The following is a 24,613-nucleotide window of genomic DNA, read 5'->3' as shown; positions in this document are numbered from 1 at the left end:
CCTTCGGAACTGGGCCGTCGGTGGCCGGCTAGGAGTTCGCCAGGAGCGCCCGGACGTCCTCGTCGGACATCGACTCGACGCTCTCCAGCGCCTCGGCGAGGAGGTCGTCCTGTTCGCCGAGCGCCTCGTTGATGGCCTTGGCCAGGTCCTCGACGTACGGCGCCTCCAGGATCCGGCGCAGTTCCAGGTCCACCCCGAACGTGGTGCGGATGCGGAACGCCACCTGCACGGCCTGGAGCGAGTGCCCGCCGAGGGCGAAGAAGTTGTCGCCGATGCCGACCCGCTCGACGCCGAGGATGTCGGCCCAGACGGCGGCGACCTCCCGTTCCAGGGCGTCGCGCGGCGCCACGTGCGCGCCTGCGGCCTCCGGCCGCTCGGGGTCGGGCTCCGGCAGCGCCGCCCGGTCGATCTTCCCGTTCGGGGTCAGCGGCAGCGTGCCCATCACCACGAACGCCGACGGCACCTCGTACTCCGGCAGGCGCTCGGCCATGAACTCACGCAACTCCGCCACGGCCACGGTCGCGCCGGCCGCCGGCTCCGCGTAGCCGACCAGGCGTACCGGGCCGGTGCCGGACCGCAGCGCCAGCACCACCCCGGAGGCCACCGTCGGGTGGGCCACCAGCACCGACTCGACCTCGCCCAGCTCGACCCGGAAACCCCGGACCTTGACCTGGTGGTCGGCGCGGCCGACGAACTCCAGCGTCCCGTCGGCACGCCAGGCCACCACGTCCCCGGTCCGGTAGAGCCGGGCACCGGGCACGCCGGAGAAGGCGTCCGGCACGAACCGGTCGGCGGTCAACCCCGGCCGGTTCCAGTAGCACCAGGCCACACCCGGGCCGCCCAGCCACAGCTCACCGGGGACCCCCACGCCGACCGGACGGCCCCACTCGTCCACCACGTACGTGGTGGTGTTGGTGATCGCCGCACCGATCGCACCGGAGCTGGCCGGCACCTCGGACAGCGGGTTGCAGGTCGAGATGCTGGTGACCTCGGTCGGGCCGTAGATGTTGTTCATCCGGGCCCCACCGGCCTGCACGGCGGCGGCGATCGCACCGAGGTTGATCCGCTCGCCGCCGATGTAGACCTGCTTGAGCGTGGTGAACGCGTCCGGGATCTCGTTGACCGTGGAGTTGAACAGCGCGGTGACGATCGCGACGGCGGTGACCTGCTCGCGGCGCAGCAGCTCGACGAAGCGCGGCGGCGAGAGCGCCACGTCGGTGGGGACCACCACCACCCGACCACCGTTGAGCAGCGGTCCCCAGACCTCGAACAGCAGCGGGTCGAAGGAGGCGTTGGAGACCTGACCGACGGCGCGCAGCTCCTCGGGCCGGATCAGGTCGGTGTCCCGGACCAGGCGGACGATGCCACGGTGCGGCACGACCGCGCCCTTGGGCCGACCGGTCGAGCCGGAGGTGTAGATGAGCGACGCAGCGTCCTCGGTGACCGTGCCGACCGCGGTGGCGGCGGCCCGGCCGGGCGACGGGGTCGGCACGTCGGTGATGTCGACCGTCTCGCGGCCGGTCAGCGGGAGTTGGTCGAGCAGGTCCCGGTGCCCGACCACCACCCGTACGTCGGTGTCGGTCAGCATGAACTCCAGCCGCTGTGCCGGGTAGTCCGGGTCCAGCGGGACGTACGCGCCACCGGCCCGCAGCACACCGAGCATGCCCACCACGAGGTCGGCGGAGCGCCGGCAGCACAGGCCGACCAACGAACCCCGGCCCACGCCGGACTCCGCCAACCGGGCCGCCAGCGCGTCGGCGCGGGCCAGCAGCGACGCGTACGACACCGACACCTCGCCGTCGACCACCGCGACCGCGTCCGGCGTCGACTGCGCCCAGCCCGCGACCAGCGCGTCCACGGTCAGCTCCGGAGACTGCTCCCGGGCGGTGCGGTTCCACCCGTCGACCTGGGCACGTTCGGCGGGCGAGGTGAGGTCCACCTCGACCAGCGACCGGTCCGGGTCGGCCACGATGGAGCGCAGCGCGGCCAGGTAGTAGCCGCGTACCCGCCGGATCTGCTCCGGCGAGAACTCGGTGGTGTGGTAGTCGAGCCCCATCAACAGGCCGCTGGCGCCCGGGTCGCGCAGGAAGCCGCAGACGAACGGGTAGTTGGTCGGCTCGACCCGCATGGTGGTGAACGAGTTGATCTTCGGGTCGACGATCCGGACGTCCCGGTCGGCCAGACCCCGCATGACGTGGAAGTGGTTGTAGACGAAGTGCGACTCGTAGAGCGACTCCCCGCCGGCCAAGCGCTGGATCTCCGCCATCGGGAAGCGGCGGTGCGGCAGCAGCTCGTTCTCCTCGTCGAGCATCGCCCGGATCAGGTCGGCCCAGGTGCCGCCGGCCACGGTCGCCGTCACCGGCAACGAGTTGAGGAAGAGACCCCGCGACTCGGTGCCGTCGAGCACCTCCAGGCGGCCGTTGAAGGCCATCCCGGTGGACACCTCGCGGCTGCCGGTCAGGTGGGCCAGCACCCGCATGTGCGCGGCGAGCAGCACGCTCTTCAGCGGTACGCCGACACCGGCGGCCACCCGCTCCAACCCGGCGCAGAGGTCGTCCGGGATCTTCGTCTCCAGCCACCGATAGAAGTCGGAGTGTCCGGGCGGCAGTTCCCACTCCAGCAGCGGCTGCTCGTCCGGGGCGGGCTCCGCCTGCGGCAGCGGTTCCACCTCGGCGCCCTGCGGCCAGCGCGGCAGCCGGAGCCGGTTGGCCTGCCGGACCCGCGCCGACCAGAACTCCCGCTCCTGCGCCGAGGCGAGCGCCTCCCGCTCGGCCTCGACGAACTCCCGGTAGGTCGAGGCGGGCTTCGGGTCCGCGCTGCTCGACGGATCCCGCATCAGCTCCATGTAGCGCTGGAGGATCTCGGTGATCGAGGAGTGCAGGCTCCAGCCGTCGAGGATGGCGTGGTGCTCGACCAGGGTCCACTCGAACGACTCCGCGCTGCGCCAGTGGAAGACGAAGCGCCACAGCGGCGGCCGGGCCAGGTCGAACGGGACCTCGCGCAGTCCCTCGATCACCTCGACGATGCGGCGGTCCTGCTCCTGCTCGGCCAGCTCGCGGACGTCGTACACCTCGATCGGCAGGTCCGCCTCGCGGTGCACCACCTGGAGCATCTCGCTGTACTCGCTGAGGTGGAACGAGGTCCGCAGGATGTCGTGCCGGTCGACGATCTGCCCGATGGCCCGCCGGATCAGCGCCTCGTCGAACGGCGCGCGGACGTGGAAGCTGTCGACGTTCTGGTACAGCCGACGACCCTCGTCGGCCTCCATGTGGAAGATCATCCCGGCCTGGAGCACCGCCATCGGGTACGCGTCCACCGCGTCCTCGGGCAGCCGCTCCCGGTCCGCCTCGGAGATCAGCGCGAAGGGCCGCCGCTCGGCGGCGGGGGCCTGCGCGGTGGTGACCTCCCCGGCCAGCGCGGCGATGGTGGTGCGCTGGAACAGTTGCTGCAACGAGAAGTCGAGCCCCTTGGCGCGGGCCAGGCCGATCACCTGCACGCTGCGGATCGAGTCGCCGCCGAGGTGGAAGAAGTTGTCCTCCACGCTGACCTGGTCGAGTTCCAGGACGGTCGCCCAGATCTCGGCGAGCGCCTGCTCGGTCTCGTTGCGGGGCGCCACGTACGGTCGGGCCAACGCCGGACGGTCGACGCCCGGTTCCGGCAGCCGACGCCGGTCGATCTTGCCGTTGGCGGTCAGCGGGAAGGCGTCGAGCACCGTCACCACGGACGGGATCATGTGGCTGGGCAGCGTCGGTTCGAGGAACTCGTGCACCTCGGGGACGGTCAGGTCGCCGTCGGCGACCAGGTAGGCGACCAGCCGCCGTTCGGTGCCCGGCTCGCCGTGCGCGATCACCAGGCAGGCGCTCACCGCGGGGTGGGCCAGCAGCGCGGCCTCCACCTCGGCGGGCTCGATCCGGAAGCCCCGGATCTTGACCTGGTGGTCGAGGCGGCCCAGGTACTCCAGCGTGCCGTCGGCACGCCAGGTGGCCAGGTCGCCGCTGCGGTAGCGCCGGCCGCCCGGAATCTCCGGGTCGGCGACGAACCGCTGCGCGGTCAGCGCCGGCCGACGCCAGTAGCCGTGCGCCACGCCGTCCCCGCCGACGTAGAGCTCACCGGGTACGCCGATCGGGGCGGGTCGGCCGTGCTCGTCCAGCACGTGCAGGCTCAGGTCGGCCACCTGCCGCCCGATCGGGCTGTGCCGTTCGGCCAGCAGATCGGCGGTGAGCAGGCAGTACGTGGTGTGCACCGTGGTCTCGGTGATGCCGTACATGTTGACCATCTCGGGACTGGTCTCCGGGTGCCGGGTCCACCAGCGACGCACCGCGTCGGGGTCCAGCGCCTCACCCGCGAAGATCACCACCCGGACGGCCAGCTCCGCCCGACGCCGCTCGTCGACGGCCTCGAACTGCCGGAACGCCCCCGGCGTCTGGCTGAGCACGGTGACCCCGGCGCGTTCCACCAGTTCGTAGAAGGCCTCCGGGTCGCGGCTCTCCCAGTAGCGCACCACCGCCAGCGTCGCGCCGTGGGTCAGCGCACCCCACGCCTCGAAGACGGAGACGTCGAACGAGGCGGAGTGGAAGAGGCTGAACACGTCCTGCGGGCCGAACTGGAACTGCTCCTCGGTGGCCGCGAACAGCCGCAGCACGCTGCGGTGCGAGACCATGACCGCCTTCGGCAGCCCGGTCGAACCGGAGGTGTAGATGAGGTACGCCGGGTCGTCGACCGCCGGGGGCACGAGGTCCGGGGCGGCGGCGGTGTCGGCGCGTACCGCCTGCTCGATCGCCACGGTGCGGACGTCCTCGGGCAGCGTCAGGTCGGCCGGGATCGCGTCGCGCTGCGCCACCACGACCCGCAGGCCGCTGTCGCGCACGATGAAGTCGAGCCGGTCGGCCGGGTAGTTGGGATCCAGCGGCACGTAGGCCGCGCCCGCCCGCAGCGCGCCGAGCATCCCGACCACCAGGTCGGTCGAGCGGCGGCAGCAGACACCGACCATGTCACCCCGGCCGACACCGGCCCGGCGCAGGGTGGCGGCCACCGCGTCGGCGGCGGCCAGCAGGTCCGCGTACGTCGTGCGGGTCTCGCCGTCGAGCACCGCGACGTGGTCGGGGCGCTGCCGCGCGTGCCGGGCGACCAGGTCGCCGATGGGCGCGTCGACGGGGAAGGTCCGGGTGATGCCCGACCAGCCCTCGATCGTGTCGCGCTCCTGATCCGGCAGACCGCAGACCTCGGCGACGGACCGGTCCGCGTCGGCGACCAACCGCTGCACCAGCGTGAACCACTGCGCGGCGAAGCGGTCCATGGTGGAGGCGTCGAAGAGGTCGGTGGCGTACTCCAGCTCCACCCGCATGCCGTCCGCGCCGGTGTCGTAGACCAGCAGGGTGAGGTCGAACTTGGCGGTACCGGTGTCGATGCCGACCGGGGCGGCGGTGACGTCGTCGCCGAGCCGCCACCCGGCGGGGTCCTGACGTTGCAGCACGAACTGCACCTGCACCAGGGGCGACCAGGCCAGCTCGCGCTCCGGCGCGAGCGCCTCCACCAGGGCCGCGAACGGCACGTCCTGGTGGTCCTGCGCGTCGGCCGAGGCGGTCCGGACCCGGCCGACCAGGTCGGCGAAGGTCGGCGCGCCGGACGTGTCCACTCGCACCGCGAGGGTGTTGACGAAGAACCCGACTAGGTCGTCCACCTCCGGCACCGGCCGACCGGCGACCGGCGTGGCCACCACCACGTCGGTACGGCGCGACCAGCGCCCGAGCAGCAGCGCGAAGCTGGCGAAGAGGACGTCGAAGACGGTGCTGGACCGCTGCCGGGCCAGCGACCGGACGGCCTCGGCCACCTCGGGCGACAGCTCGGCGTGCCGGGTGCGTCCGGCGTAGCTCTGCACCGGGCGGCGGACCCGGTCGGCGGGCAGCTCCAGCACCGGCGGCAGGTCGTCGAGCTGCTGCCGCCACCACTCGACGCCGTCGGACAGACGCTCACCGACGAGCTGGTCCCGCTGCCAGGCGGCGAAGTCGCCGTAGCCGAGAGACCGGTCCCGGGCCGGGGGCCGGGCACCGGCGACCAACGCCCGGTACGCCTCGGCGAGTTCACCGAGCAGGATCTCCAGCGACTGCCCGTCACAGGCGACGTGGTGGATCGACAGCCAGAGCAGCCACCGGTCGTCGGCGTGCCGGATCAGACCGGCGCGCAGCAGCGGCGCCCGCGACAGGTCGAACGGTTCGGCGACGGCGGTCCGCGCCGCGTCCAGCGCCGCCGCCTCGGCTCCCGTCCCGACGGTACGCAGGTCGTCGACCCGCCACGACACCGGCGTGCCCGCCTCGGCCCGGAGCAGCCGGGGCCGACCCACCTCGGTGTCGATGGCGGTCCGCAGCGACTCGTGCCGGTCGACCAGGAGCTGCACCGCCGCGCCCAGCGCGTCGGGGTCCACCGCGCCGGTCAGCGCGAAGGCGACCGGCACGTTGTAGAGCGGCAGTCCGGGCCGCCAGCGGTCGAGGAACCACAGGCGTTCCTGCCCCGGCGACAGCACCGTCGGCTCGCCGGTGGCGGCGATGACCGGCCGGGCGGCGGTGTCGGTGATCCCCGCCTGCGCGAGCAGGTGGTCGATGAGGTCGTCCTCGGTCGGCCCCAGCGACCCGGCGGAATCAGTGGTCGTCACCAGTGTTCTCCTTCGTTGCGGACGCGGTGCCGAGTCGTGCGGCGCGTTCGGTGGGGCTGAGTCGGCGGACCTGCATGACGACGGCGGCGATCTGGTCGAGCCGGCCGGCGTCGGGTCCCTCGACGCGCAGGCGTCGGGCCAGATCGGCGACGGTGGGTTGTTCGACGAGATGGCGTACGGAGACCGGGGTGCGCAGCGTGCGCTCCAACCGGCCACAGACCTGCACGGCGTGCAGCGAGTGCCCGCCGAGGCCGAAGAAGTTGTCGTCGAGGCCGATCCCGGCGACGTCGAGCACCTCGCCCCAGACCTCGGCGATGATCTGTTCGAGCGGATCGACCGGTGCCCGGAAGGCGACCTGGTCGGCCCGTTGGTCGGTGTCCGGATCGGGCAGCGCCGTCCGATCGATCTTGCCGTTCGGGGTGATCGGCAGCGTGTCCATCACCACGAACGCCGACGGCACCGCGTACTCCGGCAGCCGTTCGGTCAGGAACTCGCGCAGCTCCGCCACGCTGACCGGGGCGCCCGCCACCGGCTCCACGTAGCCGACGAGCCGCACCGGGGCACCCTCGGACCGGACCGCGACCACCACCGCCGAGGCCACCGCCGGGTACCCCAGCAGCGCCGTCTCGACCTCGCCCAGCTCGACCCGGAACCCCCGGACCTTCACCTGGTGGTCGGCGCGGCCGACGAACTCCAACGACCCGTCGGGGCGGCGGAACACCACGTCCCCGGTCCGATAGAGCCGGGCACCCGGCACACCGGAGAAGCCGTCCGGCACGAACCGGTCGGCGGTCAGCCCCGGCCGCTCCCAGTACCCCCAGGCGACCCCCGGACCGCCCAGCCACAGCTCCCCGGGTACGCCGACACCGGCCAGCCGCCCCGCGTCGTCCACCACGTAGGCCCAGGTGTTCGCGATCGCCGTGCCGATGGCTCCGGTGCTGGTGGGTCGCGCGGTCAGACGGGTGTAGGTGGCGAAGGTGGTCACCTCGGTCGGGCCGTAGATGTTGTGCAGCCGCGCCGGACCCTGTCCACCCTCGACGACCCGACCCACCGTCCCCGGATCGAGGCTCTCGCCGCCGAAGTAGAGCTGGTCCACGTCGGCGAAGGCGTCGGGCACCGTGTTGACGGTGGCGTTGAACAACGCGGTGGTGATGAAGACCGTGGTCACCGCCCGGGTACGCAGCAGGGCGGCGAGACCCGACGGGGAGAGCACCGTCTCGGTCGGCACGATCACCACCCGCCCGCCGTTGGCCAGCGCACCCCACACCTCGAAGGTGATGGCGTCGAAGCTGGCGTTGGCGAGCTGGGCGAGGACGGTCCGTGGGGTCAGCTCGACGTAGTCGGTCCCACCCACCAGGCGGGTGATGCCGCGATGCGGCACCACCACGCCCTTCGGGTCGCCGGTCGAGCCGGAGGTGTAGATGACGTAGGCGGCGTCGTCGCCACCGCGTATCGACCGGTCCGGCTCGGCACCGGCGATCGGGGCGAGATCACCGGCGGCCTCCGGCAGGGTCACGGCGTGCCGGTCACCGAGCGGGAGCTGGTCGAGCAGATCCCGATGCCCGACCACCACCCGCGCGTCCGTGTCCGCCAGCATGAAACCCAACCGCTGCGCCGGATGGTCCGGGTCCAACGGCACGTACGCGCCACCGGCCCGCAACACCGCCACCATCCCCACCACGAGATCGGCCGACCGCCGACAACAGAGCCCCACCAGGGAGCCGCGGCCCACCCCCAGTCCGGTCAACCGCGCCGCCAAGGCGTCGGCCCGGGACACCAACGACCGGTACGACACCGACACGTCCCCGTCCACCACCGCCACCGCGTCCGGCGACACCCGGGCCCACTCGGCCACCAGCGCGTCCACGGTCGACTCGGCGGGATAGTCGCGGGCCTGCCCGGCCCAGTCCAGGAGTCGGCGCTCCTCCTCGGCGGGCAGCGCGGACACCGACGTGATCGGGGCGTCGACGTCGGCGAGCAGCCGCTCCAGCAGCACCGTCCACTGTGTGGCGAAGCGGTCGGCGGTGGACTCGTCGAAGAGGTCGGTCGCGTACTCGACCTCCACCCCGAGGTCCGGCCCGCCGGTGTCGACCACCGCCAGGGTGAGGTCGAACTTCGCGGTGCCGGTGTCCACCGAGTCCAGCTCGGCGACCAGGCCGTCGGACTCCCAGCGGCCCCGGGCGTGCTGGTTCATCCCGAAGGCCACCTGGGCGAGCGGGGCCCGGCTCTGGTCCCGGTCCGGGTCGAGCGCGTCCACCAGGGCGGCGAACGGGATCTGCTGGTGCGCCTGGGCGGCGGCGGAGACGGCGCGTACCCGGTCGACCAGGTCCAGGAAGGTGGGCGCGCCGCTCAGGTCGGCGCGCAGCACGACGGTGTTGACGAAGAAGCCGACCACGTCGTCGAGTTCGGGCAGCGGGCGCCCGGCGGCCGGGGTGGCCACCACCACGTCGGTCCGGCCCGACCAGCGGCCGACCAGCAGCAGGTACGCGGTCACCAGCAGGTCGAAGACGGTGACCGAGTGGGTCCGGGCAGCGGCCCGCAGCGCCGCCACGGTCGAGGGGCGCAGCCGGTGCCGCAGGGTGGCCCCGACGTGGGTCGCCACCGCCGGGCGACGGCGGTCGGCGGGCAGTTCCAGCAGGCTCGGTGCGTCGGCCAGCCGCTGCCGCCACCAGGCGACCTCGTCGGCGATCACCTGCGGCGTCAGCACCGCACGCTGCCAGGCGGCGAAGTCGACGTACGTGGGTGCTCGAAAGGAGGGGGCCCTTTCCATACACGAGGCGTTAGTGGGGGGCCCTTCCTTACCGAAGATCTGGGCGAGCAGGATGTCCAGCGACCAGCCGTCGCAGGCGGCATGGTGGACGGAGAGCCAGCAGAACCACTCGTCGTCGGCGATCCGGACCAGCCCACCCCGCAACAGCGGGGCCTGCGCCAGGTCGAACGGTCGGGCGACCCCGGCGGCGGCCAGTCGCCGCCCCTCCGGCTCGCCTCCGGCGCGGGCGTCCGCCACCGTCCAGTCGATCTCGGTCCGGTCGGCGGTGCGGGCGACCGGACGGCCGTCGACCGTCGCCAGCGCCGTGCGCAGCGCCGGGTGGGCGGCCACCACCGCCCGGACGGTGTCGTGCAGCCGCTCGGGGTCGACCGGGCCGGTCAGCCGCACCAGCACCGGGACGTTGTAGAGGGCCGAGCCGTCCCGCAGCCGGTCCAGGTACCAGAGCCGCTCCTGCCCGAACGACACCACCGGGTCACCGGTGTGCGCGGTGAGAGCGGGCAGTACGGCCGCCGGCTCACCGGCGTCGACGAGCGCGGCGAAGTCGGCGAGGACCGGGTGGGCGAAGAGCTGGTCCACGCTGAGCGCCACCCCGCGCTCGGCCGTCGTCCGGGCGACGACCTTGGCGGCCAGCAGGGAGTGCCCGCCGAGGGCGAAGAAGTTGTCGTCGGCGCCGACCCGGTCCAGGTGCAGCACGTCGGCCCAGACGGCGGCGAGCAGCCGCTCGGTCGGGGTGGCGGGCTCGATCGGCTCGCCGGTGGGCAGGCTCTCCACGGCCGCCGCCACGGCGTCCGCCGTACCGGCGGCGGGCAGCCGTCCGGTGCCCGCCACCAGCTCGGTCAGGATCCCGTCGAGTCGGTCCAGGTGGGCGGCGACGCTCACCGGGCCGTACCGGTCCTCGTCGTGGTCGCAGCGCAGCACGAGCCGCCCGTCGCGGGCGGTGAACTCCAGGACGGCGTCGCACCAGACGGTCTCGTGTTCGAGTTCGGCGACCTGATCGGCGTCGAGTCCGTCACCGAGCGCGCCGAGCGGCACCACGGCGATCCGTACCTCGCCGTCGCCCGCCGGACGCGCCGTCGGCAGCGCCGTGGCGGCGCGCTCGGCCAGCCGCCGCAACGGTAGTTCCGGTTCGACCGCGCAGTGCAGCGCGCGCAGGGCGACGCCGTCGGTGGGGTCGGCGACGATCACGCCGACCACCGCCGTCGTCGCGGCGGTCCGGCCCCGGTCACCGGCCACCAGGGCCTGCGTCGCGGCGGCGAGCACCGCCGCCGGGGTGCTGCCGAGGTCGACGGCGAGGGCGGTCAGGTCCGCCTCGGTGACGTCGAGCGCCCGGCTGGCCTCGCCGCGACGGAACGACAGGCCGGGCATCACCTCGTCGTCGGCGGCGAGGGTCGCGGCCACCAGCGGGGCGCGGCTGACCTCGACGGTCATGGCCGGTCCGTCCCGGCGTCCGGCGGGGTGACCGTGTACGCCCCGATGACCAGGCGGGACAGGCCGCCGCGCAGCATGGTGTCGACGGCGATCTCCGGGGTCCGCACGATGGGCTGCCCGCGCAGGTTGAAGGAGGTGTTCAGCAGCACCGGGATGCCGGTCCGGTCGGCGAACGCGGTCAGCAGCTCCCAGAGCAGCGGATTGCCCTCGCGGGTGACGACCTGCACCCGGGCGGTGCCGTCGAAGTGGGTGACCGCGCCCAGCGAGTCCCGGTGCTCCGACCGCGTGCGGGTGGTGAACAGCATGTGCCGGAAGCGTTCCTCGTCGCCCGGCTCGATCTCGAAGTACGTCGACGCCGCCTCTTCGGTGACCACCGGCGCGAAGGGACGGAAGTCCTCCCGGCGCTTGATCAGCGCGTTGATGTGGTCGCGCATCCGCGCGTCCCGCGGGTCCGCGAGGATGCTGCGGTTGCCCAGCGCCCGGGGGCCGAACTCCATGCCGCCCTGGAACCACGAGACGACCTCACCGGCCTCCAGCGCCTCGGCGGTCTCGGCGAGCAGCCGCGCCCGCTCCGGTACGTGCCGGACCACCACGTCGGTCCGGCCACCGACAGCCGCGCCGATCTCCTCGTCGGTGTACGAGGTGCCCCAGTACGGCATGGACATCGCCGGGATCCGCGTCGCGGGCTCCTGCTGGGCCTGCACGTAGAGGGCCGCGCCGACGGCCGAGCCGTCGTCGCCCGCGCCCGGCGGGATGAAGATGCGCTCGAACAGTCGGCTGCGGGCGATCACCCCGTTGGCGGAGCAGTTCAGCGCGACGCCACCGGCGTAGCAGAGGTCGCGTAGCCCGGTCTCGCGCCGGTAGTGCCGCAGCACGTGCACCAGGCAGAGTTCCACCACCGCCTGGAGGGCGGCGGCGACGTCCCGGTGCCGCTGCTCGACCGGGGTGCCCGGCTGCCGGGGCGGGCCGAAGCGCTCGACGAGCAGGGCCAGCACGCCCCGGTGCGTCTCCCGCTCCCGCAGGTCCCGGTCGGCGGCCAGCGCGGACACCGTGAACGTGCCGCCGTCGAGCAGCTTGACCAGCTTCGACATCTCGGCGAAGTGGGTTCGCCGGTCCCCGAAGGCGGCCAGGCCCATCACCTTGTACTCGTCCATCATCATGTCGAAGCCGAGGTACATGGTGAAGACGCCGTAGAGCGTGCCGATCGAGTGCAGCGCCGGGATGCGGTGCAGGATCTCCAGCTTGCCGCCGGTGCCCGCCGCCACGGTCAGGCTCTCCGTCTCCCCCATCCCGTCCACGACCAGGACCAGCGCCTCGTCGTACCCGCTGGGGTAGTAGGCGCTCGCGGCGTGGGCGAGATGGTGCGGTACCGGCACGAGCTTGGCGGCCCAGTCCACGCTCGGGAACTCCCGCCGCAGCCAGGTCACCTGCACGTCGGGGTCGTAGACCTCGGCGTACCGGGCGGCCAGGTAGGGATCGGACAGGTCCAGGTCGGCGGCGCGGTGGGCGAAACCGTGTGCGACGACGTCGATCTCGTCGGGGGTCACGCCGGTACGTCGGAACGCGTCGCGGATCGCGTGCGCCGGGAAACTGCCGGTCGCCTTCTCGGCGGTGTACCGCTCCTCGGCCGCCGCGGCCCGCACCACACCGTCCACGACGAGTGCCGCCGCCGAGTCCAGGCCCTGCACGACCCGGTACTCGCGGGCGTCGAGGTCGGGCAGCTCGCGGCGTTTGAAGTCGACGCTGTTGTGCAGCCCGCTGATGCCCAGAACCTTCATGATGGCGTCTCCTCGGAGCCGGCCCGACGGTGGATGTGTGCCGTCGCCGCCTCCCGCAACGCCCGCCGGTCGACCTTCTGGCTGGGCGTGAGGGGCAGCTCCGGTAGCGCGACGATCCGTTGCGGCAGCAACGCGGTGGGCAGCGACGCCGCCAGGTGCTCGCGGAGAGCCGCGTCGGTGACCGCCGGACCGTCCCCGCCACTGCGCACGTACAGCACGAGCCGCTGGTCGTCCTCGGCGGCGGCGACCACCACCGCCGCCGCCTGGGTCACCGCCGGATGGCGCTCGGCGTACGTCTCGATCTCTTCGAGCTCGATCCGGTGTCCCCGGATCTTGACCTGGTTGTCGGCGCGCCCGTGGTACGACAGCGTGCCGTCCGGACGCCAGGCGCACAGGTCACCGGTGCGGTACTCGTCGTGCCGGAACACCGCGCCGGTGCGCTCGGGGTCGCCGAGGTATCCGACGGCGAGCTGCGGACCGCCGACGTGCAGTTCACCGACCTGCCCGACCGGCACCGGTCGCCCGTCCCGGCTCCGGACCACGGCGACGGTGCCGGGCAGTGGCGCGCCGATCGGCACCGGGTCGGGTACCGGCCGGTCGAGCCGGTGGGCGGTGCACCAGATGGTGGCCTCGGTCGGGCCGTAGACGTTCCACACGGTGGCCCCGGTCCCCACCAGACGGTCGGCCAGGTCGGTGGTGACCGCCTCGCCGCCGCAGAGCAGCGTCCGCCCGGCCAGGTCGCCCGAGAGGTGCGGCAGGATCAGCCGCCAACCCGACGGGGTGGCCTGGATCAGGTCGGGCCGGGCCTCGGAGAGGTACCCGCCCAGTCGGGCCGGGTCCCGGCGCGTCGCGTCGTCGACCAGCAGCAGCCGACCGCCGGTGGCCAGCGGCAGGAAGAGTTCGAGCAGCGAGATGTCGAAGGTCAGCGCCGTCGTGCCGGCCACCGTCGGGGTGCCGGGTGTCAGCAGGTCGGCGAAGGTGACGACGCAGTGCGCCAGCGCCGCGTGCGACACCCCGACCACCTTGGGACGGCCGGTCGAGCCGGAGGTCGACATCGCGTACGCGAGGTCGTCACCGCTCGGCGGGTCACCGGCGGGAAGCGGGTCACCGGCGGGCGCGTCGTCCGGTGGCGTCACCACCCGGCAACCCGGCCGGGTCACCGCCTGCGGGTCGGCCAGCACCGCGAACCGCGCGTCCGCGGTGTCGAGCAGGGTGTCCAGCCGGGCACGCGGATGCGCGGGGTCGACGGGCAGGAACGCGGCCCGCAGCGACCACACGGCCAGCAGGGTGACCACCAGCTCGGCCCGGCGGGGCAACCCGACCGCGACCACGTCGCCGGGTGCCACGCCCGCCGCGCGCAGGACGTGCGCGTACCGGTCGGCCGACGCGACGAGCTCGGCGTAGCTGACGCTGCGGGTCGCGTCCTCGATCGCGGTGGCCTGCGGGCGGGCGTGCGCCTGGGCGCGGACCAGGGCCGGCACGCTCTCGCCGGGGGCACGGCCCGGGCGGTGGGCGGCGGCGACGATCCGCAGGTCCTCGTCGCCGCAGAGGTCGAGCGCCCCGACCGGTACGTCGTCCGCCGCCGCGAGGACGCGCTCGACGCGCCCGGCCAGCAGCGCCGCGTCGGCCGAGGGGGTGACGTCCGCTCCGGTGACCAGGATGTGCGGCCCGTCGCCGTGGTCTACCCGGATCGCGGTGTCGGCGCCGAGGCGCGCCATCTGCTTGCCGACGACGGCGTCGAGGACGGACCGGCGGGCCCGCCACGGCGCCGACACGGTCACCGACCGCCCGGTCGCCGGGTCGGTCAGCTCGCCGGTGACGGTCGGCGCGGCACCGGCGTGCGCGAGCACCAGCAGACTGGCCGCCACCGTCTCGACATTGACCGACGCACTCGCTCCAGCGGCGTTTCCCGAAGCCACCAGCGATCGCGTCATCGCGCACTCCCTAATACCGGCGGGGGCAGAGAAAAGCAATTCATCGCGCCGCCGTCCACCCCATTCGTGCTGGACGAGTGATCCTCGAATTACTGTCCGTGTCCGGCAATTGGATCGGGTCCCGCCGGGTTACGAGGCAGCACGCTAGGAGTGACCGGATCGGGGTGTCAACGGCCGCAGCCGGGCGGAACCAATCGGACATGTCACCGAGGATTGGTGCAGATACCCCGGTTGCCTCGTCATCTTCGGGCCGTTTTTGCCTAATTCCGGAGCGCACCCGCCAACGAGCCGGCCGACGGCACGCTGGCAGAACTGTGCCAAGTGGAAACGGATCCGTCCCCTCAACTGGTCTTTTGTGTGACCCTTGGGGGCAGCCTTTAGGCCGCACCCGCGTCGGCGCCCTTTATCAAGGAGAAGGACATGTCACGGATTCTTGCCACGCGACGGATGCGGCTTTACCTATTGGCGGACACGGCGTCGAACCTCGGCGACTTCGCGTTGTTCCTCGCCATGACGATCTGGGTCAAGACGATAAGTGGGAGCACCTCGGCCGCCGCCCTGGTGATGTTCTCCTTCGCCGCCGGCAGCCTTCTCCTGCCCGCCGCCGGGCTGCTCTCCGACCGGGTACGCCGCCGCCCGCTGCTCATCGGTGCGAACCTCGCCCTCGCCGCCGTCGTCCTGCTGCTGCTCCTGGTCGGCGGTGCCCACCACGTCTGGCTCGTCTACGTGGTGATGTTCGCCTATGGCGCGCTGGGCAGCGTGACCGGTCCGGCACAGCTCGCCCTGCTGCCGTCCCTCATCCCCAAGGACCTGTTGGGCGACGCCAACGGGCTGATCCAGTCGGTCCGTGGTCTGATCCGGGTCTTCGCGCCGGTGGTCGGCGCGGGCCTGTTCGCCTGGCTCGGCCCGGAGGCGGTCATCCTCATCGACGCCGCCCTGTTCGTGCTGGCCGCCGGGGCACTGCTGGCGATCAAGGTGAACGAGGCGAAGCCGGTGCCGTCCGGCGAGCCCTGGCGCACCGAGATCACCGCCGGACTGCGCTTCATCGGCCGAACCGTGACGTTGCGCCAGCTCGTCATCTCCTGCGGACTGGCCATGCTCGTGCTGGGCTTCTTCGAGGCGATCGGGCTGGCCGTGGTCACCTCCGGGCTGGACCGTGAGCCGACGTTCCTCGGCGTACTCGGTGCGGCGCAGGCGATCGGGACCATCATCGGCGGTGTCTCCGCGGGTGCGGTGCTGCGCCGGACCAGCGAGAGCATGACCGTGATCATCGGCCTGGCGATGGTCGCCCTCTCCAGCATGCTGCTGATGGTCCAGATGACGCCGCTGGTGATCGCCGCGATGGCCCTGCTCGGGCTCTGCGTCCCGTGGCTGGTCGTCGGTGCCACCACCGCCCTGCAACGCCGTACGCCGGAACACCTGCTCGGCCGGGCGTCGGCGGCCTTCGAGTTCGCGGTGACCGTGCCGCAGACCATGTCGATCGCCGTCGGCGCGGCCCTCATCGCCCTGCTCGACTACCGGCTGCTGCTGGGCATCGTGGCCGCCGCCGTCACCGTCTCCGCCGTCTATCTGGTCACCCGGCCCGAGCAGCCCACCGAACCCGGCGAGCAGGCCACCGACGCGCAGGCCGGGGACGCGCAGCCCACCGACGTGCAGGCCGGCGACGTGCTGACCGCCGCCACCAAGCCGGTCGTGACGCCGACCTCGGACCGCTAGGCACCGCCCACCCTCGCCCGGACCGCCGTCTCTCGGCGCCTGACAACCCACCATTCTCACCAGGAGACAGGCCCATGTCTTCGCATCAGGTCCCGACACTCCTCCTCGCGTTGGCACTGATCTCGCTGCTCGCCTTCGGGGCGGGCGCGGTGGCACGGCGACTGCGGCAACCTCCCGTCATCGGCGAGGTGCTGGTGGGCATCCTGCTCGGCCCGACCCTGTTCAACGGCCTGATCTCCGACACCCTCTTCCCGACCGACATCCGGCCGTTCCTGACCGCCCTGGCGACGATCGGTGTCGTGCTGTTCATGTTCACCGTCGGTGCCGAGCTGAACGCCGGTCTGCTGCGGGGCCGTCGGATGGTGGCCGGCACGGTCGCCGCCGGCTCCATCGCCCTGCCGTTCGGGCTCGGTGCGCTGCTGGCCCTCTACCTGTTCCCCCGGCACCCCACCGACAGCAAGCTGGGATTCGTGCTCTTCATGGGTGCGGCCATGTCGGTGACCGCGTTCCCCGTGCTGGCCCGCATCCTGATCGACCGGGGTCTGAGCCGCACCTGGCTGGGCAGCGTGGCGCTGGCCTGCGCCGCCATCGACGACGTGCTCGCCTGGACCCTGCTCGCCGTCGTGGTCGCGGTCGCCGGGGCCGGCACCGGGTCCGTCTGGGTGCTGTTGTTCGCCCCGTACGTGTTGGCCATGTTCCTCGTCGTCCGGCCGCTGCTGCGTCGGCTGCTGGCCGAGCGTGACGAGGGCGGTCCACCCCGACCGGCAGCGCTGGTGATCACCCTGGTCGGGCTGCTGCTGTCAGCGGCGTTCACCGACTGGATCGGGCTGCACTTCATCTTCGGCGCCTTCCTGTTCGGCGTGGTGATGCCCCGCTCCGTCCTGCCCGAACAGGGCGTCACCGCCCAGGTCAGCGAGCGCATCACACACCTCAACAGCATGCTGCTGCTGCCGATCTTCTTCGTGGTCGCCGGGCTGAAGGTCAACCTGTCCACCATGGACGTCAGTGACGCGATCGAGCTGGCGCTCATCCTGGCGGTCGCGGTGGGCGGCAAGTTCGTCGGTGCCTTCGCCGCCGCCCGCCTCGGCGGGGTGGCCCCACGACCGGCGGGCGCACTCGCCGTCCTGATGAACACGCGCGGCCTGACCGAGCTGATCATCCTCGCCGTCGGCCTGGAACTCGGCATGCTCGACGGCCAGCTCTACTCGTCGATGGTCGTGATGGCGCTCGTGACGACCGCGATGGCCGGTCCGCTGCTGCAACTGCTCTACCCGATGCCGAGCGGCCGGGACACGGCACCGCCGCACGCTCCGGACCTGGAACCGGCGGGCACCTCCGGCCGGTAGCGCGAGGGCACACCGTGACGGAGCGCCACGCGACACGCCGCTACGGTGTGCCCTCTGTCCGAAACCGAACGTAACGGTGTCGACGGACAGACAGAGACGAGTCTGGATCATCCGGACCGATATAGCTTCCCCATCGACAGCGTCACCGTTCGATGAGGAGGGCCCACGTGACCCGCACACCGTCCATCACCGCCCGACTGCGGATCATGCTCGCGGTCGGCCTGACCGCCGTGCTGGCGTCGGTGGTCGCCGCCGCGCCGGCCGCCGCGGCACCCACCACCACCGCCCGGTCGCACGGCGCCGTCGCCGACTCCGGGGCCGTACCCACCCTCGCCACCCTGCCCAGCAGCGTGCAGCGGGGCATCGACGGCTCCCGGGGCGCCGGCAGCGCCGGTGCCGCCGGCACCGGGGCCGTCCAGCCCGGGCTCCGGTTCGACACCGGAGGCCAGGCGCTGAAGACGGGCGGAGCCTCGGCCGGTGTGTTCAGCGTGATCGGCACCGACAACCGGGTCCGCGTCGACCCGACCACGGTCTTCCCGTCCCGGGCGATCGTGCAGATAGTGCGGACCACCGGCGGCTCCACCTGGGGATGCACCGGCTGGCTGTACGGGCCCAGCATCGTGGCCACCGCCGGGCACTGCGTGCACCCGGGCGGCGGTGCCGACGGCGGTGGCGGCAACGGCTTCTACCCGCGCGGCGACTTCCAGATCATCCCCGGCCGCAACGGGGCCTCGACCCCGTACGGCACCTGCACCGCGACCCAGCTCCTCTCGGTCACCGGCTGGACCCAGAGCGGCAACGAGACCAACGACTACGGCGCTATCCGGCTCAACTGCTCCGCCGGCAACACCACCGGCTGGTTCGGCTTCTGGTGGCAGGGCGCCACGCTGACCGGCACCGCCAGCACGGTCAGCGGCTACCCGTGCGACAAGACGTTCGGGCAGCAGTGGCGGCACGCCGGGCAGACCATCCAGGTCACCCACGACCAGCAGCTCTTCTACCAGAACGACACCTTCGGCTGCCAGAGCGGCAGCCCGGTCTACCAGACCCGGGCGGCCGGCAGCTCGTTCTGCACCGGTGAGTGCGTGATGGCCATCCACGCGTACGGCGTGCACGGCTCCGCACCGCACTCGACCAACAACCACGGCACCCGGATCACCGAGTCGGTGTTCAACAACCTGATCACCTGGCGAAACGGCTGACCGGAATCGGACGTGGGGTGGGGGTGAACGCCTCCACCCCACGGAACCGACGGCCACTCCGGCACGTCCCAGTAACTGTCCGTCACCAGAAGCGAGGAGACAGTTATGTGCGAGCGAAGCGGGGTTCCGGCGTGACCAGGGGGCGCCTCGGGGCGCTCGCCCTGCTGGTGGCCGCGCCGCTGCTGATCGGGGCCGGTCTGCTGGCGTGGCACGGCGACCGGTCGGTTTCGGACGACGGGCCGGCACCACCGCCACCCAGTAGCGACACCACCGGCATCGTGACCGGCACCGCCGCCACCGCCACCGGTGACCCGGTGCAGGGCGCCGCCGTGCTGGTCGAGCCGCTCGACGAGCCCGCACCGGCGATCGGTGAGATCGGCGTCCTCACCGGCGACACCGGGCGGTACGAGTGGCGCCTGCCACCCGGCCGGTACGAGATCGTGGTGGACACCGGCGAGCGGACGAGCAAGCCGCAGACCACCACCGTCACGGCCGGCGCGGTCACCACCCTCGACTTCGTCCTGCGCTGACCGCACCGCCACCCGGCCGGGCCGGTGTGGTCAGCGGGCCGCCCGGAAGGCCCGCCCCACCTCGGTGGCCTGGCCACCGGGACGGAACAGGCCGGTCTGGTCCTTGTCGCTGGCGGGCAGCCCGAACCAGGCGTACCGATGCAGCCACGGCAGCCCGCGCAGCATCCGGGTCGCCTCGGTGAGGAAGGCCGCCTGCTGTGCCTGGGTCGGGAAGCGGACCCCGTTCGAGAAGTCGATCAGCGCGAACTCGGTGAGCCAGATCGGCAGCCCGTACCGGTCGTGCACCGCCTGGAGGTAGGAGCGGAGCTGGCTCACCGCGTTGGCGGTGCGGAAGTCGCCGCCGTACCAGTGCAGGGCGATGAAGTCGACCCGAAGACCGCGTTCCCGCACACCGGCCATGAAGCGGTCGAGCCACTCCCCGGGCCGGTCCCCACCCCAGGCCACCGCCGGGCTGCCCAGCGGCAGACCGGTCGACTCCAACTGCGGCCACAGGTCCAGCGCACGCTCCACGCTCATGTTCGCCTGGCCGTTCAGGTCCGGCTCGTTGAACCCGAGCAGGTACTTCCCGTTCTGCCGGGCCTGCCGCAGGTTGGCGGCGGTGACGCTGTCCGCGCCCCAGATCATCGGCACGAACTCGCCGCCGCGCGGGGTGGTCACGCCCGGGTGCGCGACGCTCCAGGTGTAGTACCAACTCGCCCCGGAGTCGGCGAGCGCCCGGTCGACCCCGTCGAACGTCCAGACACCGACACCCTTCTTCGTCGAGGTGGCGGCGGGCGGCGGCGCGGCCGGGCGTACCGCGGTGGGGGTCGGACGGGACGACGGGCCCGCCGACGGCGACGTGCCGGCGGCCGGGGTGGTCGGTGTCGCCGACGGCGTGGCGGAGGAGTCCGGGGAGGCCGACGGTGAGGTCGCCTCGAACGGCGCTGCCGCCACCGGCGGTGGTGGTGCCGCCGGTGCGGGCGTGGGGCTGGTCCGTTGCGCGACCGCGATGGCCCCGACGGCGAGGACGGCCACCGCGACGGCGGCGGCGGCCGGCCCGACGACCTTCGCCGCGCCGGCCGGCAGGAGACCGGCCAGCCCGCGCGGACGGGCCGCGTGCACACCCCCGGGCGCACCGCCGCCGGTCTGCACGACGGCGGTGCGCCCGAACGCCTCGACCGCCGTGGGATCCGAGGTCGGAGCGTGGGGGTTCACCGCGCCGGCCCGTGGGGTGACCGGCGCGACGTTCGGGGTGAGGGCGGGTGCCAGCGGCAGATGGGCCAGCACGTGCTCGGCGGTGCCGGGCGGGACGGGCAGCAGCGGGAGCCCGGCGAGCAGCCGGTCGACCGGGAACAGCTCGCCGCCGGAGCCACCGCACCGACCGCACTCGCGGACGTGGCGGGCCAGACGCTTGCGCCACAGCGGGTGGGGTCGGCCGTCCCAGCCCCGGGTCAGGTCCTGCATCCCGGGGCATTCGGTGGTCCGCAGCGCGTGCACCACGCTCCGAGCCGACTCCAGGTGCTCCTTCATCCGCTGCACCCGGACCGCCGCGTGGGCCGGAGTGAGACCGAGGGCGGCGGCCAGCTCGGTGCGGTCCAGGTCGCCGGTCGACTCCAACCACCAGAGCGCCAGCAACGTCTGGTCGTCGGGGTCCAGCCAACGGGTCGCCTCGGCGACCTCCCGCCGCTGGTCGGTCAGACCGAGCCGGAGGATCGTCAGCCCGGCGAAGTCCGCCGCCGGGTCCGGGACGCCGTACGCGACGTCGAGGTCCGAGGTGTGCTCCTGCGCGGTCCGGCGGCGTTGTTCGCGATCGCGCACCTGGCGGACCGCGATGGCGATCAGCCACGACCGGTAGGCGGTCGGGTCCCGCAGCTCGGTCAGGTACCGCACGACGCGCAACAGCGTCTCCTGGACCACGTCGTCGACGTCGGCGTGGCCCCGCAACGCCCGGCCGACCACGTTGTAGACCAGCGGCAGGGAGGCCGCGAGCAGGGCGTCGAGCGCCTGTGGTTCGCCCGCACGGGCGGCGATCACCAGACTCGCGTCCGCGCCACCCCGGTCTCCGACCCGCATACCCGCCACTCCTCCACGTGATCGCACCGCCACCGCACTCCGGGCGGACGAGACATCCGGCCGTTGCCTCCCCTCAGGAGACGGCGAGGCCGGGACGAGATAACAGTTTCCGCGAACATCGTCGCCACGGCCACGGCCGGTGAGTCCTACCCGTCGCTGCGCGCCGTCGGTGTCACGTCAGCAGCGGTAGTGCCCGGTGGCGGACGTCGACGTAGCGCTCGTACACCTCGGGGGTGTCGGCGGCGGTGACCTCCTCGGCCTCTACCGGCCACGGCGGCGGCTCGGCGCCGCCGGACAGTGCCCAGGCCGCCTGTCGCGCCGCGCCGAGCGCCACGTACTCGGCAGGGCGCGGCACGCTCACCGGCGCGCCGAACAATCCCGCCGCGACCGCCCGCACCGCGCGGGACTGGGCCGCGCCGCCGATCAGCAAGACCCGGTCGACCGGGACTTGCTGGGCACGGAGCGCGTGGAGGGCGTCGGCGATTCCGCCGAGCATGCCCTCCACCGCGGCCCGCGCCAGGTTCGCCGCCGACGTGTTCGCCCGTGTCAGGCCGGCGAGCAGACCGCGCGCATCGGGCAGGTTGGGGGTACGTTCCCCGTCCAGGTACGGCAGCAGGGTCAATCCGCCCGCGCCAGGTTGCGCCGAGAGCGCCAGCTCGTCCAACTCGGCCAGTGACCGGCCCAGCAGGTCGGCGACCGTGACCAGCACCCGGGCCGCGTTGAGAGTGCACACCAGCGGCAGGAACCGGCCGGTGGCGTCGGCGTACCCGGCCACCAGCCCGCTCGCGTCGGCGGTCGGTACGTCACTGAGCCCGTACACGCACCCCGAGGTGCCCAGCGAGACCACCACGTCACCCGGCCGCAGGCCGACGCCGAGCGCCCCGCCCATCGTGTCACCGGTGCCGGCCGAGAGCAGCGCGCCGGAGGCGGTCTCCCCGACCACCTCGGCCGGCCCGGCGACCCGGGGCAGCGCCACGTCCCGACCGAAGGCGAGCCGCACCAGATCCTGCCGGTACGCGCCCGCGGCCGGCGACCAGTAGCCGGTTCCGGACGCCTCACCCCGGTCGGTCGTCGGCTCCCCGCCGTCCACGCGCAGCCGGTGGGTGAGCCAGTCGTGCGGCAGCAGCACCGTGCTGGTGCGGGCCGCGCGCTCCGGCTCGGCGCGGGAGAACCAGCGCAGCTTGGTGACCGTGAAGCTGGCCACCGGCACCAGCCCGACCGCGTCGGCCCACGCCTTCGGTCCACCGAACTCGCCGGTCAGGTCGACGGCGGCGCGCGCCGAGCGGGTGTCGTTCCAGAGAATGGCGGGCCGCACCACCTCGTCGGCCTCGTCGAGACAGACCATGCCCTGCTGCTGTCCGCCGACGCCGATCGCAGCCACACCGTCCAGCAGACCGGCGCTGGCCTGCTCGTACGCGGTCCACCACAACCGTGGATCGATCTCGGTGCCGTCGGGGTGTGGGGCGCGGCCCGCGCGGAGCACCTCGCCGGTCTCCGCGTCGCAGACCACGACCTTGGTCGACTGGGTTGACGAATCGACGCCGGCGACGAGGGTCCTGGCGCCACTCATGGCGATGCCTCCCGCAGCTCGGTGAGACCCGACTTTACGTCCGACACCCGGATTAGTTCAATGGCCTTACAGAATTCGGCGTCGCGGCGGCGCCTAGCGGATGATCCAGCCGAGGGTGCGGTGCTGTCGGTCCGTGCCGCCGCCCACGCGGCAGCGGCGGGAACCGACAGCACCGCTGGATCGCCGGTGGCGGTCAGCCCGCCAGGGCCGCCTGCACCGGGGTCGACCGGTGGGTGGTGGTGCCGTCGCCGACCTGCCCGAACGAGTTGTCGCCCCAGCACCACAGGCTGTCATCGGTGCGCACCGCGCAGGCGTGGTAGGACACGCCCAGGCTGTCCGCCCAGGTGGTGGCGCTACCGACCCGGGTCGGGGTCGACCGGTGGGTGGTGGTGCCGTCGCCGACCTGCCCGGACGAGTTCTTGCCCCAGCACCACAGGCTGCCGTCGGTGCGCGTCGCGCACGACGAGTCGATGCTCGCCTCGACCCGCACCCAGGTGGTGGTGGTGCCGACCTGGAGTGGGGTGGTCTGGGAGCCGACGCCGCCGCCCACCTGGCCGTACCCGTTCTCGCCCCAACACCACAGCGTCCCGTCGGTGCGGACCGCGCAGGTGTGCACGTACCCGGCCGTCACGCCGGCCCACGTCGTCGCGGTGCCCACCTGCGTGGGCGTCGTCCGATACTCCCGGATGCCGAGACCGAGCTGCCCGTCCGAGCTGCTGCCCCAGCACCACAGGGTCCGGTCGGTGCGCGTGGCGCAGGTGTGCGCGTACCCGGTCGCGACGCTCGCCCAGGTGGTCGCCGTGCCGACCTGCACCGGGGCGGTCGCCAGAAAGGGAGTCGGACCGGTGCCGAGCTGACCGTGGCGGTTCTCGCCCCAGCACCACAGGGTGCCGGTGGTCTGGACGGCGCAGGTGTGATTGGCGGCGGCACTGACTCCGGCCCAGGTGGTCCCGTCGCCGACCCGGACGGGGCTGTTCCGTTTCGTGGTCGTTCCGTCGCCGAGTTGCCCGTTGTGGTTGCTGCCCCAGCACCACAGCGTTCCCTCCGTGCGGACCGCGCAGGTGGTGTTGATGCTGGCGTCGACGCTCACCCAGGTGGTGGCGTCGCCGATACGGACCGGGGTGGTCCGTTCCGTGTTGGTCCCGTCGCCGAGCTGGCCGTAGAAGTTGTTGCCCCAGCACCAGAGCGCTCCTTCGGAGCGGATGGCACAGGTGTGCAGGTCGCCCGCGGCGACCCGGGACACCGTCGCGGCAGCGGCAACTGAGGCGTTCGGTGTGCCCCGGTCGGCGGAGCTGACGCCCGCCGTCGCCGCACCCGCCGTCAACCCGACGGCCAGCACGGTGATCCCGACGGAGGCCGCTGCCGCGACGGCGGCCCCGGCCGCCCGCCGCCAACGCATCCGCAGCCGCCCCTCCCGATGGTCGTTCATGCGCTGTCTCCCTACACATCGTCGGTCTCGTCCGTGGAGGCGGCGCTGCCCCGATGGGTCACCAGCGACCCATCACTTCATATCGACGAAACCCTACATTGACGAGTGTCAGTACCTTGCTCTCGGGTCCACCCCGGCGGGGACCTGTGTCGAAGCCGGTTGCCGCCAACCGTCGAGGGCCGGCACGGTCGAGCGTCACGATCGGCCGA

11 protein-coding genes are annotated in these 24,613 nt (G+C 72.9%); 4 read left to right on the top strand and 7 right to left on the bottom strand.

Annotation, left to right across the window (positions count from 1 at the left end; all coding sequences use genetic code 11):
• Positions 1-28: 28 nt before the first annotated feature.
• The 4 genes from ACIBMZ_RS21025 to ACIBMZ_RS21010 are packed head-to-tail and all read right to left on the bottom strand — an operon-like array spanning position 29 to position 14,559.
• Positions 29-6,649, bottom strand: a complete 6,621-nt coding sequence (locus ACIBMZ_RS21025) for an amino acid adenylation domain-containing protein (RefSeq protein WP_396696231.1) — start codon at positions 6,647-6,649, stop codon at positions 29-31.
• Positions 6,636-10,847, bottom strand: a complete 4,212-nt coding sequence (locus tag ACIBMZ_RS21020; RefSeq protein ID WP_396696229.1) for an amino acid adenylation domain-containing protein — start codon at positions 10,845-10,847, stop codon at positions 6,636-6,638. The genes ACIBMZ_RS21025 and ACIBMZ_RS21020 overlap by 14 nt, the downstream gene beginning before the upstream one ends.
• Complete coding sequence (locus ACIBMZ_RS21015; protein ID WP_396696227.1) at positions 10,844-12,625, bottom strand: carbamoyltransferase; 1,782 nt, start codon at positions 12,623-12,625, stop codon at positions 10,844-10,846. Before ACIBMZ_RS21015 ends, ACIBMZ_RS21020 begins: the two co-directional genes overlap by 4 nt.
• Positions 12,622-14,559 carry an amino acid adenylation domain-containing protein gene (locus ACIBMZ_RS21010; protein WP_396696225.1) on the bottom strand — a complete coding sequence of 646 codons (1,938 nt, stop codon included), beginning with the start codon at positions 14,557-14,559 and terminating at the stop codon, positions 12,622-12,624. The genes ACIBMZ_RS21015 and ACIBMZ_RS21010 overlap by 4 nt, the downstream gene beginning before the upstream one ends.
• Before the next feature lie 420 nt (positions 14,560-14,979).
• Between ACIBMZ_RS21010 and ACIBMZ_RS21005 the strand changes: the two genes are divergently transcribed.
• The 4 genes from ACIBMZ_RS21005 to ACIBMZ_RS20990 all read left to right on the top strand — a co-directional run bounded on the left by ACIBMZ_RS21005 (position 14,980) and on the right by ACIBMZ_RS20990 (position 19,353).
• Entirely contained in the window at positions 14,980-16,275 is a 1,296-nt protein-coding gene (locus ACIBMZ_RS21005; RefSeq protein WP_396696223.1) for an MFS transporter, read from the top strand.
• A gap of 74 nt (positions 16,276-16,349) precedes the next feature.
• Positions 16,350-17,621, top strand: a complete 1,272-nt coding sequence (locus ACIBMZ_RS21000; RefSeq protein WP_396696221.1) for a cation:proton antiporter — start codon at positions 16,350-16,352, stop codon at positions 17,619-17,621.
• 167 nt (positions 17,622-17,788) lie between these two features.
• Positions 17,789-18,823, top strand: coding sequence for a trypsin-like serine peptidase (locus tag ACIBMZ_RS20995; RefSeq protein WP_396696219.1), 1,035 nt, complete (start codon positions 17,789-17,791; stop codon positions 18,821-18,823).
• A 131-nt stretch (positions 18,824-18,954) separates the two neighbouring features.
• Positions 18,955-19,353 (top strand): carboxypeptidase-like regulatory domain-containing protein, encoded by a 399-nt coding sequence (locus tag ACIBMZ_RS20990; protein ID WP_396696217.1) that lies wholly within the window; start codon positions 18,955-18,957, stop codon positions 19,351-19,353.
• Positions 19,354-19,383: 30 nt separating this feature from the next.
• Here ACIBMZ_RS20990 and ACIBMZ_RS20985 read toward each other — a convergent pair whose 3' ends face one another.
• From ACIBMZ_RS20985 to ACIBMZ_RS20975, 3 genes are all read right to left on the bottom strand, one after another.
• Entirely contained in the window at positions 19,384-21,405 is a 2,022-nt protein-coding gene (locus tag ACIBMZ_RS20985) for a sigma-70 family RNA polymerase sigma factor (protein WP_396696215.1), read from the bottom strand.
• Positions 21,406-21,577: 172 nt separating this feature from the next.
• A complete protein-coding gene (gene xylB / locus ACIBMZ_RS20980; protein WP_396696213.1) occupies positions 21,578-22,975 on the bottom strand; it encodes a xylulokinase in 1,398 nt (465 codons plus the stop codon).
• Positions 22,976-23,168: 193 nt separating this feature from the next.
• Positions 23,169-24,404, bottom strand: coding sequence for an RCC1 domain-containing protein (locus ACIBMZ_RS20975; RefSeq protein WP_396696211.1), 1,236 nt, complete (start codon positions 24,402-24,404; stop codon positions 23,169-23,171).
• Positions 24,405-24,613 lie beyond the last annotated feature (209 nt).

The organism is Micromonospora sp. NPDC049900, from assembly GCF_044461025.1.
In the GTDB taxonomy this organism is placed as follows: domain Bacteria; phylum Actinomycetota; class Actinomycetes; order Mycobacteriales; family Micromonosporaceae; genus Micromonospora.
Note: the sequence above shows the minus strand (reverse complement) of the source record. Positions and strands in the feature narration are given on the sequence as shown.

What these genes read in the sequence shown, in the direction of transcription:
- ACIBMZ_RS21020 (WP_396696229.1), bottom strand. Translation starts at nt 10,847, where the DNA reads ATGACCGTCGAGGTCAGCCGCGCCCCGCTGGTGGCCGCGACCCTCGCC.
- ACIBMZ_RS21015 (WP_396696227.1), bottom strand. Translation starts at nt 12,625, where the DNA reads ATGAAGGTTCTGGGCATCAGCGGGCTGCACAACAGCGTCGACTTCAAA.
- ACIBMZ_RS21010 (WP_396696225.1), bottom strand. Translation starts at nt 14,559, where the DNA reads ATGACGCGATCGCTGGTGGCTTCGGGAAACGCCGCTGGAGCGAGTGCG.
- ACIBMZ_RS21005 (WP_396696223.1), top strand. Translation starts at nt 14,980, where the DNA reads ATGTCACGGATTCTTGCCACGCGACGGATGCGGCTTTACCTATTGGCG.
- ACIBMZ_RS21000 (WP_396696221.1), top strand. Translation starts at nt 16,350, where the DNA reads ATGTCTTCGCATCAGGTCCCGACACTCCTCCTCGCGTTGGCACTGATC.
- ACIBMZ_RS20985 (WP_396696215.1), bottom strand. Translation starts at nt 21,405, where the DNA reads ATGCGGGTCGGAGACCGGGGTGGCGCGGACGCGAGTCTGGTGATCGCC.
- xylB (WP_396696213.1), bottom strand. Translation starts at nt 22,975, where the DNA reads ATGAGTGGCGCCAGGACCCTCGTCGCCGGCGTCGATTCGTCAACCCAG.
- ACIBMZ_RS20975 (WP_396696211.1), bottom strand. Translation starts at nt 24,404, where the DNA reads ATGAACGACCATCGGGAGGGGCGGCTGCGGATGCGTTGGCGGCGGGCG.